This is a genomic window from Polyangium jinanense, from assembly GCF_028435265.1.
In the GTDB taxonomy this organism is placed as follows: Bacteria; Myxococcota_A; Polyangia; order Polyangiales; family Polyangiaceae; genus Polyangium; species Polyangium jinanense.
This window is the reverse complement of the sequence record NZ_JAGTJK010000017.1, coordinates 119,562-132,634: the sequence shown is the minus strand read 5'-3', so window position 1 is coordinate 132,634 and position 13,073 is coordinate 119,562. Positions and strand designations below refer to the sequence as shown.

Genomic DNA, 13,073 nt, shown 5'->3' with positions numbered 1-13,073 from the left:
CTTCAGATGGCGGAGGCCATCACGGAGAGGATCGTGCCCTCGCCGAGATCGGGCATGCGCTGGGCCGCGATGCCGTAGGAGCGGTTCGTGATCTCGAGGGCGCCTCGGAAGGGTCCGCTCTGCGTCTTGTTCGCGAGATCCAGGCCCTCGATAGCCTGCGCGTTGACGTCGGGCGTGACGGGCGCGCCGTAGGCCTTCCCGTCGCGGACGAGGAAGACGTAAACGATGGGGACCTTCTTCTGCTTCTCGCGCGCGGCGCGATCGAGGAGCTCGCGCTTCGCCATCTCTTCGAGGTGGAGCGCGAAGCGCCGGAAGGACCAGCCGGTGACGAACATGCCCTTCACCTGGCCTTCCTTGTCCTTCACGGGATGCGCCACGACCCACTGCGTGTCGGGCCCCGTGCGCACGCCGCGCATCTCCTGCATCTCGCCCCACGCCTCGACGACGCCCGCGCTCGGCTCGAGCGCCTTCTTCAGCGAAGGGAACGAGGAGAGGACCGACTTCTGCGCGAGCAGATCGGGATCGGCTTCGCTGCGCAGCGCGATGCCCGTGGTGTCGACGAAGGTGAAGAACGTGCTCTTCGCGATGTCGAGGTCCTTCACCGACGCACGCGCCCCGCGGACGGCCTTCTGCAGGGCGACGAGGTTTGCCCCGGGATCACTGTCGACGACCTCGCCGAGCTTCTTCGCGCCCTCGGGCAAGCCGCGGCGCACCTGCGCGGCGTCCTCGTTCGCGACGGGCACGAGCTTGTCGAGCACGTAGCCCGCGGCCTGCTCCTGCTCCTTGCTGTTGTCCTCACACCCAGGGAGCGTCGCCACGAGGGCGGCAGGGACGATCAGAGAAGCGAGCCAGCTCGAACGCATCGGGACCTCATGCGCGAAAACGACGCGCGCGGGTGCATGCTACTAGAATGTCTCGGGAGTGACGAAGACGATCTCGACGCGTGCATTGCGCGCCCGATCGCTGCCGGCAGGATCAACGACGGGCGAGGCCGCGCCCGCGAGGACGACGTCGACGCGCGGCGCGTTCGCCCCTTTGAGCGCCGCCGCGACGGCATCGGCGCGCGCCTTCACGGCCGCCTGCTCCTTCCCCGAGGGCTCCTTGTCCTGATGCACGACGACCGCGAGCGGGAAGCGCGGGTTTTGCGCGGCGAGCTTGCCGAGCCGCGTGATCTGCTCGGTCGCGGCGGGCGTGAGCTTGTCGCCGGCGAAGAGGTTGCGCAGCGTGATCACGATGCCGCGATCATCGCGTGAAGGCGAAAACGCCCGCGTGGAGGAGATCTCGCCGAGGAGCGCGTCCCCCGCGCCGGGCGCGCGCGTGACCGGGGTCATGGCGCGGCGCATGTCTGTGAGCGCGGAGAGGCAAGTCGAGCGGGCGCGCGTGGCGAGATCGATCGGCGCAGGGCCCGCCTGTGCGAGCGACTCATCGAGCTTCTTCGCGATGAGCTGGGCTTCGTCGAGCTCGGCGACGAGCGCCTCGCGGGTCGGCGCGCCGACGGGCGCGGGCACGTCCGCCTTCGGTGCCGGCACCTCGGGCAAGAGCAGGCGCGCCGCCGTGCAGAGCATGCGGGCTTCGAGGGCGAGCGATCGCGCCGCGGCGACGCGGGCCTTCTCGCGCGCCGCATCCGCGGGGCCGGACGGCGCGACGGGCTGCGCGTCGCGGGCGACCTTGATGCGGGCTTCGAGCGCCGCGACCTCGGCGGACGCGCGGGTCTGTTCACCATCGAGCGACGAGAGCTCGGCTTGACGCGAGGCAAGCTCGGCCTCGGCACTCTTCGCGTCGGTCTCCGCGCGCGCGACGCGAGCGAGCGTGTGGGCGTGTGCATACGCGGCGAGCGCCCACTCGGCGTGGAGTTGCGCGCCCGCGACGTCGCCGGCCTCATACGCAGCGTGCGCTTCTTTCCGGTGTTTTTCGGCGCGTGCATACGCGAGCGGCGCGAGGTCACGCGCCTCCTTCGCCGCCGCGCCCTGCTGCACGGCATCGACCTCCGAGAGGATCGGCGGGCGCGGCACCGGAGCGCACGCCGAGGCGAGCGCGACGAGCGCCACGAGGAGCATTCGCTTCATCACTTCCCCTTCCCCTTGTTGGGGACCGCGGCCGCGCCGCCGCCGGCCTTCTTCGGGGCCTTGGCGTCGTCCTTCTTGGCCGGTTTGTCCTTGCCCTTGCCCGCGGCGATGCGCGCGTCCTCGGCCTTCGCGGCGGCCTCGCGGGCCTCTTTCTCCTCGGCCGTCGCGCGCTCGAGCTCGGCGTCGGCGCGGCCTCGTCGGGCCTGCGTCTCTTCGAGGAGAGCGCGCGCGCGCTCGGCCTGCGTCGAGGCCTCCTTCGCCTTGTCGGCAATGGCCGCGGCCGACTGCTCGGCCTCCGCCGCGCGGAGCAAATCCCTCGCCGTCTCCGCCCATTCGAGCGCGAGCCCGTCGAGGAGCCGCGCGTGCGGGGCGTCCCCCGAAGCGCGCGCGCCGTGCGCCCGTTCGAGCGCCTTCTTCGAACGCGTGACCGCGTCTGCGACCGCCTTCTTCGAGCGCGGAGCCTGGGCCTTGGCTTCGACGTCGCGCAGGATCTGGAGCGCCGTCGCTCCGTCGCCCGGCGGCGGCGGCGGGACCTCGATCGGCGGGCTCGCCACGCCTCCGCCGTGCGCGAAGGCGGGCGCAGCGAGAAGCGCGGGCAAGAGGAACGCTACGCTGGCGAGCGACCTTGGCCGTGGGCGATGGAGCCTGTGGCCGGACGAGAGGAGGTGACGCACCAGACGCGGGGTAGCAAAGGGGCCGAGCGCAAGCAAGGCGGCTGTCCGCGCTCGGGGGCCCGTCAGTGATGGAGGAAATTCTTCACCGACCAATCGATCTGCTCGGCGAGCCTTTGCATCTGCGGCCGCGCACCGCCCGCTTCGAGGACGAAGACGCGATCGTCGGTCACGAAGATCGTGAGGTAGTAGAGGTACGGCTCGTCCCCTTCGTCGTGGCCGAAGCGGAGCTGCGTCCCCGTGAGGCCGGCGCGATCCTTGACCTCGCGCTTTTCGAGCAGCGCGTAGCCGCCCATGTCGCGCATGCGGTTCTCCAGGGCGCGCACCCAGAAGGCGCGCTCGCCCTTGGGATCGTTGTCGAACGCGCGGGCGCCGAGCACCACACCGTCGGCCGTCGTGGCGCGGTACTCCGCGCGGCCGTACCGATCTTCGAGCTCGACGAACCCGGGCGGCGTGGCCGGCTCGAAGGGACGGCAGGCCGAGACGACGAGCAGGGCGAACAGAGCGATGGACTCGAGTCGGAATCGCACGAAAAGCTCCGTTACAGGTTGAGCAGCCGGCCGAGGCCGAGCTCGTGGATCCAGGGCACGGGCAGGTTGAAGCGACGCTTGCCGAGCTCGGCCGAGCTCCGCGGCTGGAACGTCACGGTGATGGTCGAGAACGCCGCGCGATCGCGGAGGAACTTCATGCGCCCTTCGAGCCGGTCGATGGTCTCGGCCACGCGCTCGAGCTCCTTCTCGATCTGGATCGACTCCTCGACCTTCGTCGCCTTCGCGAGGAGCTGCTCGAGCCGCTCGCGCACGGCGCGCGCGTTCTTCAGGCGGATCTCGGTGTCGTGGTACTCCTCGGTCACGTCCTCGACCTGCACGTCGCGCGAGAGCATGTCGCCGAGCTTCTCGATGCGCCGGATCGCCTCGTCGAAGCGAGCGACCGGCACGCGGATCGTGATCGACTGATCGTTCCTCCGCGCGAGGAAGCCGCCGAGGCTCCGCGCGAGCGACTCGACCTCGCCGAGCGAGCTCTTCACCTCGTAGACGGCCATGGTCACGCGAGCCGTGTAGACGAGCATCGGCGCGCGCATGACGGCCACGGTGCCGTCGCCTTCGAGCTGCTTGCCGGTGGGCTCCGCGCGTGGCTTCGCTTCGCCTCCTACGGGCGACTCTTTCGCGGGCGCCTCGTCCTTCTTGCTGCCCGACGGCGGCGCCGGCGGGGGCGGGGGCGGCGCCGCGGGGGCCGCATTCGCTTCTTCTTTGCGCAGGCCCAGCGCGAGGCTGCCCGGCGTCGTGCTCGCGTACGAGATGCCATCCTCATCGCCGCCGCTCGCCGTGAGCGCGTCCCCCGCTCCCTCGACGGCGCCGGCGACCGTGATCTCCTCGGCCACACTCGCGTCGGCCATGGATCGCGAAGGCTCGTACGACCGCGCTTGCGCGCCCGCGTAACAAGCCGGGAGGAGCCCGAGGATCACGCTGGAGAGCGCGAGGAGCACGTTCGGTCGCATCGTTCGTCCTGGTCGCGGAAGCGCCTTGGAATGGCGATCAAGCACGTTACATGCGCCCGCGTCGCGAGCGAAGGGGCTCGTGCGCCTCAGGGGCCGCGCCGCGCCCCGCCCGCGAGCCTCCGTGCCCGATCGATCTCGCGCGTCCAGTACGACACGCCCGCCAAGGTCCCTGCGCACGCCGACGCGACGAGCGCGCCTTCCACGAGATCGGGCGCCGCGATCGCCGTGACCACCGCGACGAACTGCACGCAGGTCGCGAGCTTGCCAGGCACGTTCGAGCGCGCTCCCGCCCGCCGCGCGCCGCGGAACCTCGGACTTACGAGCACCCACGCGAGCAGCGGCGCCTCCAGGATCTCCCGCGAAAGCAAGGCCAGAGGCGCCCACGGGGGCATACGCCGCGTGTAGAGCAAGGTGATCACGACGGTCACCGCAAAGACCTTGTCCGCGATCGGATCCACGACCGCGCCGACCGCCGTGAGCTGACCCCGGCGCCGCGCGAGCCAGCCGTCGAGCACGTCCGTCAGCGCGGCCGCGAACAGCACGGCGAGCGCGGCCCGGGCGTCGTCGACGACGAACGGGAAGATCGCCGCGAGCGGAAGGCGCAACGCGCTGAGGACGTTCGGCAAGAGACCGAGATCCGCGACACGGTACTGCGGCATGAAGGCCCCCCCGGGTCGTTCAGTCCGCCCGCACGGTCACCACGGGGACCGGGCTCTTCCGCACGACCTTCTCCGCCACGCTGCCGAGGATCAGGTGTGCGACGCCGGTGCGCCCGTGCGTGCCCATGACGATCATCGTGGCGCCGAGCTCTTCCGCCGCCGCGAGCACCTCCGTCGCGGGATCGCCTTCGCGCAGCACCGCGACCACGCCTTCCTGCTTCGCGAGCTGCTCCACCGCGCGTTGCGCCGCCGCAGCCACCTCGGTGTGGAAGCCGGGCAAGAGCGTCGGTTCGAGGCCCGGGTACGTGTAGACCGGGAGCTGGTAGGCGTGCACCAGCACGACCTGGCCACCGAGGCGCGCGGCGAGATCCTTCGCCAGCGCGAGCGCCTTGGCCGAGGCGACTTCGAAGTCGATGGGGACCAGCAGTTTTTGGTTCGCTCCCGTCGTCATGAATGCTCCTTTTCTCCTGGGGAGCGCAGGTTGCAAGCTCACCCCGAGCCGCGCAACCAGGGAGATCTCGCCCCCGAGCGGCACCTCCTTGCTCGGTCGCCGGGGCCTGCCCGAGGGGCTTGCACGCGCCGAGCCAGGGCGGGCGCGCTGCTGCTTTCTCGCGGCGCGGGGAGCCCTCGCGGTACGCTCGTTCTCGCCGTGAAGAGCTCGAACCTCCGCGCCACCGTCACCGTGCACGCCTACGCCGTGACCGTCGTGGACGACTCCCAGCGGGCCGGAGCCCCCCCGCACGAGAGCCAAAGCCCTCCCTCGGTGGTCGTCATGCCGACCATCGACGACGTCGTGGGCGGCGTCTACCGGCTGAAGCGCCTGCTCGGCGCCGGCATGTTCGGCAAGGTCTACGTCGCCCAGCGCGAGGACGTCCCCGAGCACCAGGTCGCGCTGAAGATCCTGCCGCGCTCGCACTTCGCCGGGCGCAACGTCGAGCGTGAGCTCGTCATGCTGGCGACGGTCGGCCACCCGAACGTCGTCCAGATGAAGGACCACGGCACGACGCCCGAGTACGTGTGGCTCACGATGCCCGTCTACCGCGGCGAGACCCTCGCCGAGCGGCTCGAACGCGGACCGCTCGGGCTGCGCGAGGCGCACGACGTTTTTCTGGCGATCGCCCGCGGCCTCGAAGCGCTGCACGGGGCCGGCCTTCGGCATCAGGACATCAAGCCGGACAACATCTTCCTGGCCACGTTCGGCGGGCGCGTGCACCCGATCCTGCTCGACCTCGGCGTCGCGGCGGAGTGCGAGGGCACGTTCGTCGCGGGCACGGCGCTCTACGCCTCGCCCGAGCAGCTCGCCGCGATGAGGGGCAACCTCGCGGCTCTGCCCATCAGCGAGAAGATGGACACGTACTGCCTCGCCGCGACGCTGCTCGTCTCGCTCGTCGGCGAGGATCGCTACCCGGGCTCCACGGCGAACACGATGGACGATCTCGAACGGGCGCTCGAGGTCCGTGCGACGCATCCGCTGCCCGACGGCACGCTCGCCGAGGTGCGGGGCGAGGCGCGCGAGCTCATCGATCGGGCGCTCGCGCGGTGGCTCGCCCACGATCCACGGGAACGTCCGGCCATGAGCGAGCTCGCCGAGGAGCTCGACGTCCTGCTCGAACCGGAGCGCGAGATCGCCCGCGCCGAGGAACGACAGCGCCAGAAGCAACGCGCCTCGCTCCAGGCCTTCCGCGTCTCGGCGGGCGCGCTTTTGCTCCTCGCCGCCGCGGGCGCGGTCGTCGCCTTCTCCAAGCGCGAAACCTTGAAGCTCGCGACGGAGCTCGAACGCGCGCGGGCCGAGGGCGCGCGGCAGTTCGATCAGGTCGAGATCTGCAACGCCTCCTACAAGACGGCGATGACGGACGTCGACAAGTGCAAGGCGTCCGCGAGCAAGGACAAAAAACTCTTCGAGGAGCAGCTCGATGCGCAGATGAAGCTCTGCGAGTCGGGCAGCGAGCTCGACTGCGCCATCGAGATCAAGAAGGTCCGCGATCAGAGCGCCGCGCGTCTGCAGACGTGCGAGGAGACCGCCGAGAAGGCCGAGGCCGAGTGGAAGCGCCGCGAGGCCGAGTGGGACAAACAGCGCGTCGCCCTCGGAAACGAACGCGACGAGCAGCGCACCCTCGCCGAGAAGAAGGCTGAGGAGCTGAAGAAGCTCGGCGAGGAGCGCGATCGATGCGTCGCCGATCAGAAGGCGTGTAGCGACGAACGGGAGAAACTCCGCGCCGAGGTGAAGTCTTCCGGGGCCGGCGCGACGAGCCCCGCGAGCTCCGCCTCCGTCTCGCCTTCGCCGTCCCTCACGTCGATCGCCTCGGTGGGCCCGCCCCCTCCCCCTCCGCCGCCTCCAGCGCCTCCGCCGCCTCCACCGCCGCCGCCTGCGCCGCCCGCGCCGCCGGCCCCGTAGCTGCTTCCCTGCGGTCGATCCTCGTCGACGACCCTTGCTCCTCCCACTAGCTTCTCCACAGCGCGGCCCGCTTGTTCCTCCGGCGCGGCCTTGCTATCCGTAGGAAATCTTCCGATGCGTAACATTTCGCGCCGTGAGATGATCGAGCGTCTCGCCGCCGCGGGGCTCGTGCTCGGCGGGGCCGCGGCTCTCGCGAAGACGCGCTTCGATCGTGGCTCGATCACCGAGGGCCCCTCGAAGGATCGGCCGCAGACGCGGGATTATCGGCTCAAGGACGCGCCGGCGGAGCTGCCCAAGCTCGTCATCGCGAAGAACGAGGCCGAGCCCGAGGCGCTCGTGCGCAAGGCGATCGCCGCGCTCGGCGGCATGAACCGCTTCATCTCGCGTGGCGACATCGTCGTCGTGAAGCCGAACATCGGCTGGGATCGCACCCCGATCCACGCGGCGAACACGAACCCGCGTGTCGTCGCCGAGGTGGTCAAGCTCGCCTACGACGCGGGCGCCAAGCGCGTCGTGGTCACGGACGCCTCGTGCAACGAGCCGAACCGCTGTTTTCAGCGCTCGGGCATCTGGAAAGCGGCGTACGACGTCGGCGCCGAGGTCGTGCTCCCCGCGGCGCACCGCTTCCGCGGCATGCGGCTCAAGGGCGAGGTCCTCGACGAGTGGCCCGTCTACACGCCGCTCATCAACGCGGACAAGGTCATCAACATCCCCATCGCCAAGCACCACAACCTCTCGAAGTACACCGCGGCGATGAAGAACTGGTACGGCTCGCTCGGCGGACGCAGAAACCGACTGCACCAGAACATCGACGTCTCCATCGCGGATCTCGCGACGTTCATGCAGCCAACGCTCACCATCGTCGACGCCTGGCGCGTGCTCGTGCGCAACGGCCCGCAGGGCGGCAACATCGCCGACGCCAAGGAGATGCGCACGCTGCTCGCCTCGACGGATCAGGTCGCCGCCGACGCGTACGGCTGCCAGCTCATCGGCCGTTCGCCCGAGGAGATCCCGTACCTGCGCATGGGCCACGAACGCGGGCTCGGCACGATGCACTGGAAAGACCTGCGCTGGGTGGAGGTCTGACGATGGCCGCTCCCGCTGTCGTCGGAACGGCCAAGGCTCCGCCCGCGAAGCCCGCCAAGGTGAAAGGGCGCGCCGGCTCGGGCATCGAGGCGCGTTTGTCGATCCGCATCCTCGTCTGGGTGCGTCGCGTCTCGCAGGCCGGCTTCCTCGCGCTGTTTCTTTATTTCCTCTTCCAGACCGCGTTCCGCGGCTCGTTTGCGTCCGCCGAAACCGCGGTCCGCCTGCCCCTGCCCGTCGAGGCGTTTCTCCTCGCCGACCCGTTCGTCGCGGCGATGACGCTGCTCTCGACGCACACGGTCTACCGCGGGCTCGCCTGGTCCGTGGGGCTCCTCGGCGTGACGCTCGTCTTCGGCCGCGTCTTTTGCGGATGGATCTGCCCGTTCGGCACGCTCCACCATTTCTTCGGCTGGATCTTCCCCTCCCGTTATTTGCGCGGCAACAAGCGCGTCGAATCGAACAAGACCGCGCCGCGCCAGCAGGTGAAGTATTACCTGCTCTACGCCTTCCTCGCGGCGAGCGTCGCGGGCAGCGCGATCGGCGGCCTTTTCGATCCGATCTGCGTCGCGGTCCGCGCGATTGGCCTCGGCGTCGTCCCGGCCCTCCAATACATCACGGGCGTCGCCAGCATGGCCACGGGCCAGACCGGCGTGCGCCCCGTGCAGGCCGCCGCCGACAGCGCCCAGGATTTCCTGGCGCAGACCGTCTGGCAATCGAAGCAGTTCTATTTCCACCAGACCTGGTTCATCGGGATCCTGCTCGTCGCGATCCTGTTCATGAACCGCGTGATCCCGCGGTTCTGGTGCCGCGTCCTCTGCCCGCTCGGCGCGTTCCTCGGCGTTTTCGCCCGCTTCGCGCTCTTCGGCATGGAGAAGGACCACGCCAAGTGCACCGATTGCAATCTGTGCCTCGTGCATTGCCAGGGCGCGGATTCGCCGCAGGGAGGCGTGAAGTGGCGCCAGGACGAGTGCCACATGTGCCTCAATTGCGAGAATGCCTGCCCGGAGGACGTGATCAAGTTCCGCTTCCTCCCGACCCGCAAGAGCACGATCTCGAAGCCGGACACGGGCCGCCGCACCGCCATTGCTTCGGCCGCCGCGGGCGCCGTGGTCATCCCGGCGATGCGTATCGCCGACGTCATCGACGCGAACTACGATCACCGCGTCATCCGGCCGCCGGGGTCGGTCGAGGAGCGCGAGTTCCTCGAGCGCTGCATCCGTTGCGCCGAATGCATGAAGGTCTGCCCGAACAACGCCCTGCACCCCGCGTTCTTCGAGGCCGGCGTCGAGGGCATCTGGACCCCGATCCTCATTCCGCGCATCGGCTATTGCGAGCACTCCTGCGTCCTCTGCGGCCAGGTTTGTCCCACCGGTGCAATCCAGAAGATCACCGAGGACCAGAAGCTCGGCATCGGCCAGAAGGCCATCTCGATCGGCACCGCGTTCTATGATCAGGGCCGCTGCCTGCCCTGGGCCATGGCCACGCCGTGCATCGTTTGTGAAGAGTTCTGCCCCACCTCGCCCAAGGCCATCTGGGTCGAGGAGGTCGACATCCCGAAGCGCCTGCCCATGGCGGGCGAGGACGGCAAGGAGCCCGGGATGACCACCGTGCACGTGCAGCGCCCGCACGTCGACCCCTCGCTCTGCATCGGCTGCGGGGCCTGCGAAAAAGTCTGCCCCGTTCAGGACAAGCCCGCCGTCTACGTGACGAACGTCGGCGAGACCCGCTCGAAGACGAACGTCATCCTGCTCGAAGACACGAACTACAACCGACCCGGCTGAAGCGCGTTCCCCCGCGCCCGCCGAGCCGCCGTCCCCGGCAGGGGACGCGAGCGACCAAACCTTCGACAAGCTCGTTCGACCGCGTCGTTCTCGAACGATTCTGCTTGTGTTAGGTTCATGGTTCGTTCAGCAAACTAGCGGCGCTCACGTGAGCAAGTGGAGGGGAACAACGTGGCCAGCGTGGATGGGCAAAGCCTTCGGGCCGCACGCCATGGATGGCTCTGCCGCTCGTGATTGGACCCGCGAATCCGTGGCGGAGCCCTTCGAGCGCCTGTACACGGCGGCGCTCCGCGCGCTCGATGCCAACGTTCTCTTGCTTTACCTGCCGAACGCGAGGCGCGTGCTCGAGCTCGTCGCCCATCGTGGCGGCCCGCCGGAATGGCCCCATCCGCTCCACCGCATCGCCCTGGGCACGTCGAGCCTCGTCGCTCGGGTCGCCCAGGGCGGTACGACCGAGGGCGCCGACGCCGAGGCCCCCTCGGCTCCCGAGGACGTCCGCATGGCCCACGCCGCGAGCGGGGCGCGTCATTTCATTGCCGCGCCCGTCGCCCTCCCCGGCGGACGCGCCGGCACACTCGTGGCGGGTTTGTCAGGACCGAACAGCCCGAAGACCCGCGGCGCGCTCGAAGCCATGGCCATCCTCGCGGCGAGCGTCCTCGAAGAAAAGCTCGCGCGAAGCGAGGCCGAAGCGAATGCCGAGGCCTGGCAGAATGCGTTTCAGAACTTCTTCGACGCCACGTTCGACAGCATCCTCGTGGCGAACGACGACGGCCGGTTCGTCGAAGCGAACCCTGCGGCCTGCAGCCTGCTCGGCCGGAGCCGCGAGGAGATCCTGGGCCTCACGATCCACGAATTCACGCCGGCCCACGGCACCGCGCGTTTCGAGGAGCTCTGGCGCAGGTTCTTGGTCGACGGCATCCTGAGCGGCGAGTTCACGTTCGTCCGGGGCGACGGCAGCACGATCGACGTCGAGTACCGCGCGCGGGCGAACGTGGTCCCCGGCTGCCACGTCGCAGGCTTTCACGACGTGACGGCGCGCAACCGCGCCGTGGAGCAGCTCCGCCGCAACCACGAGAGCCTGGCGCGCGCGCAGCGGGTCGCGCGTGTCGGCAGCCTCGACTGGAACATCAAGCAGAACCAGGTCGTCTGGTCGGACGAGTATTACCGCCTGCTCGGGCTCGAGCCCTCCCCTTCCCCTTCCCCGCGCACGCTCGCGGACGCGAACGCGATCTTCGCGGCGCGAATGAGCCCCGAGGAGCAAGCGCGCCTGCGCGCGGCCTACGAGGCGGCGCTCGAGACCGGCGGGAGCTTGTCGGTCGACATCCGCATCCGCCGCCCGGACGGCGAGGAGCGGCTCCTCCATCAGGAGGCCGACATCGAGCGCGACGCCGCGGGCAAGACGGCGCGGGTCGTCGGCACGCTCCAGGACGTGACCGAGCAGCGCCGCGCCGAGCAGGAGCTCCGGAGGAGCCGCGAGAGCCTCGCGCGGGCGCAACGCATGGCGCACGTCGGCCACTGGGAGTGGGACGCGGAGGCGGGCGTGTCGTACTGGTCCGAGGAGGTCTACCGCATCTTCGGACTGCCGCCGCGCGCGGGCCCCGAGCCGCCGCAGAGGCTCGCGAGCGTGCTCCTCCCCGAGGACCGGATGCGGATCCTCCTCGGCTTCCGCTCGCTCATCGAGGACGGCGAGCGCTTCGCGTGCGAGCACCGGGTCATCCGACCGAACGGCGACCTCCGGATCGTCCGGGTGGAGGCCGAGCTCACGCGGGACGAGGCGGGCGAACCGCACAGCGTGCTCGGCGTCGTGCAGGACATCACGGAGCTGCGCCGGGCAGAGCGCGAGCGCGAGGCGCTGCTCAAGGCCCTCGGGGACGAGCGCCGCTGGCTCCGGGCCGTCATCGAAAGCTCGCCGATCGGCATCCAGCTCTGGGAGGGCGTGACGTCGCCGCGGGTCACGCGCAACCGCATGGCGGACCAGATCCTCGGTGATCTCGTCGACGCCACGCCGAACCTCGACAACCTGCGGAAGCTCGTCACGCGCCCGGACGGCACGCCGATCGAGCCCGGCGATCTGACCGTCGAGCGCGCGATGCAGGGCGAGGTGATCATCGGCCGCGAGCTCATCCTGAAGCGGCCCGACGGAACCTGCATGCACTCGCTGGTCAACGCCTCGCCCGTGCGTGACGAGACCGGCGCGATCCAGGGGGCGGTGGTCCTCTTCAGCGACATCACGGCGATGAAGGAGCTCGCGCGCCTGCGCGAGGAGTGGACGAGCATCGTCGCGCACGATCTGCGGCAGCCCATCACCACGATCCTCGCGACCGCGGCGCTCCTCGTCCGCTGCGTCGCCGAGCCTTCCGTGAAGCTCAAGGTCGAGCGAATTCGGTCGAGCGCCGAGCGGCTCATCCGCATGACCGACGATCTCTCGGACCTGTCGCGCCTCGACACGCACAAGCTCGAGCTCGTCTGCGCCCCGACGAACCTGCCGGCCCTGCTCCGGCAGATCGTCGAGGACATGGCCGACGAAGAGGCGCGCGCGCGCGTCTGGCTCTCGATCGATCGGGACGTGCCGCTCGTGCACGTCGACGCGGGGCGCATCCAGCAGGTGGTGGAGAACCTGGTCTCGAACGCGGTGAAGTACGGCAAGCCCGGGACGCCGATCGCGATCCGGGTCCGGGTGCAGCCGGCAGAGATCGTGCTCAGCGTGTGCAACGAGGGGCCGGGGATCGATCCCGAGCTCATGCCGCGGCTCTTCTCGCGTTTTCAGCGGGGGATGGCGAGTACGTCCCGGATCAAGGGGCTCGGGCTCGGCCTCTACATCTGCCGCGGCCTCGTCGAGGCGCACGGCGGCGTCCTGCGGGTCGAGAGCGAGCCTGGCCAGACGACGACGTTCTCGTTCACGCTGCCGATCGGCGCGTGA

The 13,073-nt window shown here is 70.0% G+C and carries 11 protein-coding genes; 4 read left to right on the top strand and 7 right to left on the bottom strand.

The window, feature by feature from the left end; genetic code table 11:
• Window positions 1–2: 2 nt before the first annotated feature.
• From KEG38_RS27735 to KEG38_RS27705, 7 genes are all read right to left on the bottom strand, one after another.
• On the bottom strand, window positions 3–863 hold the full coding sequence (locus KEG38_RS27735; protein WP_272422950.1) for a hypothetical protein: 861 nt from the start codon (window positions 861–863) through the stop codon (window positions 3–5).
• 42 nt (window positions 864–905) lie between these two features.
• On the bottom strand, window positions 906–2,066 hold the full coding sequence (locus KEG38_RS27730) for a hypothetical protein (protein WP_272422949.1): 1,161 nt from the start codon (window positions 2,064–2,066) through the stop codon (window positions 906–908).
• A complete protein-coding gene (locus KEG38_RS27725; protein WP_272422948.1) occupies window positions 2,066–2,665 on the bottom strand; it encodes a hypothetical protein in 600 nt (199 codons plus the stop codon). Before KEG38_RS27725 ends, KEG38_RS27730 begins: the two co-directional genes overlap by 1 nt.
• A 137-nt stretch (window positions 2,666–2,802) precedes the next feature.
• The gene (locus KEG38_RS27720; RefSeq protein WP_272422947.1) at window positions 2,803–3,267 is read right to left on the bottom strand and encodes a serine/threonine protein kinase; all 465 of its coding nucleotides are present in this window, start codon (window positions 3,265–3,267) and stop codon (window positions 2,803–2,805) included.
• Window positions 3,268–3,278: 11 nt separating this feature from the next.
• The gene (locus KEG38_RS27715; protein ID WP_272422946.1) at window positions 3,279–4,235 is read right to left on the bottom strand and encodes a DUF4349 domain-containing protein; all 957 of its coding nucleotides are present in this window, start codon (window positions 4,233–4,235) and stop codon (window positions 3,279–3,281) included.
• Between the two features lie 86 nt (window positions 4,236–4,321).
• Window positions 4,322–4,894 carry a CDP-alcohol phosphatidyltransferase family protein gene (locus KEG38_RS27710; protein WP_272422945.1) on the bottom strand — a complete coding sequence of 191 codons (573 nt, stop codon included), beginning with the start codon at window positions 4,892–4,894 and terminating at the stop codon, window positions 4,322–4,324.
• 19 nt (window positions 4,895–4,913) lie between these two features.
• Window positions 4,914–5,345, bottom strand: a complete 432-nt coding sequence (locus KEG38_RS27705) for a universal stress protein (RefSeq protein ID WP_272422944.1) — start codon at window positions 5,343–5,345, stop codon at window positions 4,914–4,916.
• Between the two features lie 198 nt (window positions 5,346–5,543).
• Here KEG38_RS27705 and KEG38_RS27700 point away from each other — a divergent pair, with 198 nt between their 5' ends.
• The 4 genes from KEG38_RS27700 (at window position 5,544) to KEG38_RS27685 (ending at window position 13,073) form a co-directional block, all read left to right on the top strand.
• On the top strand, window positions 5,544–7,289 hold the full coding sequence (locus tag KEG38_RS27700) for a serine/threonine protein kinase (protein ID WP_272422943.1): 1,746 nt from the start codon (window positions 5,544–5,546) through the stop codon (window positions 7,287–7,289).
• A 114-nt stretch (window positions 7,290–7,403) separates the two neighbouring features.
• Window positions 7,404–8,375, top strand: a complete 972-nt coding sequence (locus KEG38_RS27695; protein WP_272422942.1) for a DUF362 domain-containing protein — start codon at window positions 7,404–7,406, stop codon at window positions 8,373–8,375.
• A gap of 2 nt (window positions 8,376–8,377) precedes the next feature.
• Window positions 8,378–10,153, top strand: a complete 1,776-nt coding sequence (locus KEG38_RS27690; protein ID WP_272422941.1) for a 4Fe-4S binding protein — start codon at window positions 8,378–8,380, stop codon at window positions 10,151–10,153.
• A 250-nt stretch (window positions 10,154–10,403) separates the two neighbouring features.
• Entirely contained in the window at window positions 10,404–13,073 is a 2,670-nt protein-coding gene (locus KEG38_RS27685; RefSeq protein ID WP_272422940.1) for a PAS domain-containing sensor histidine kinase, read from the top strand.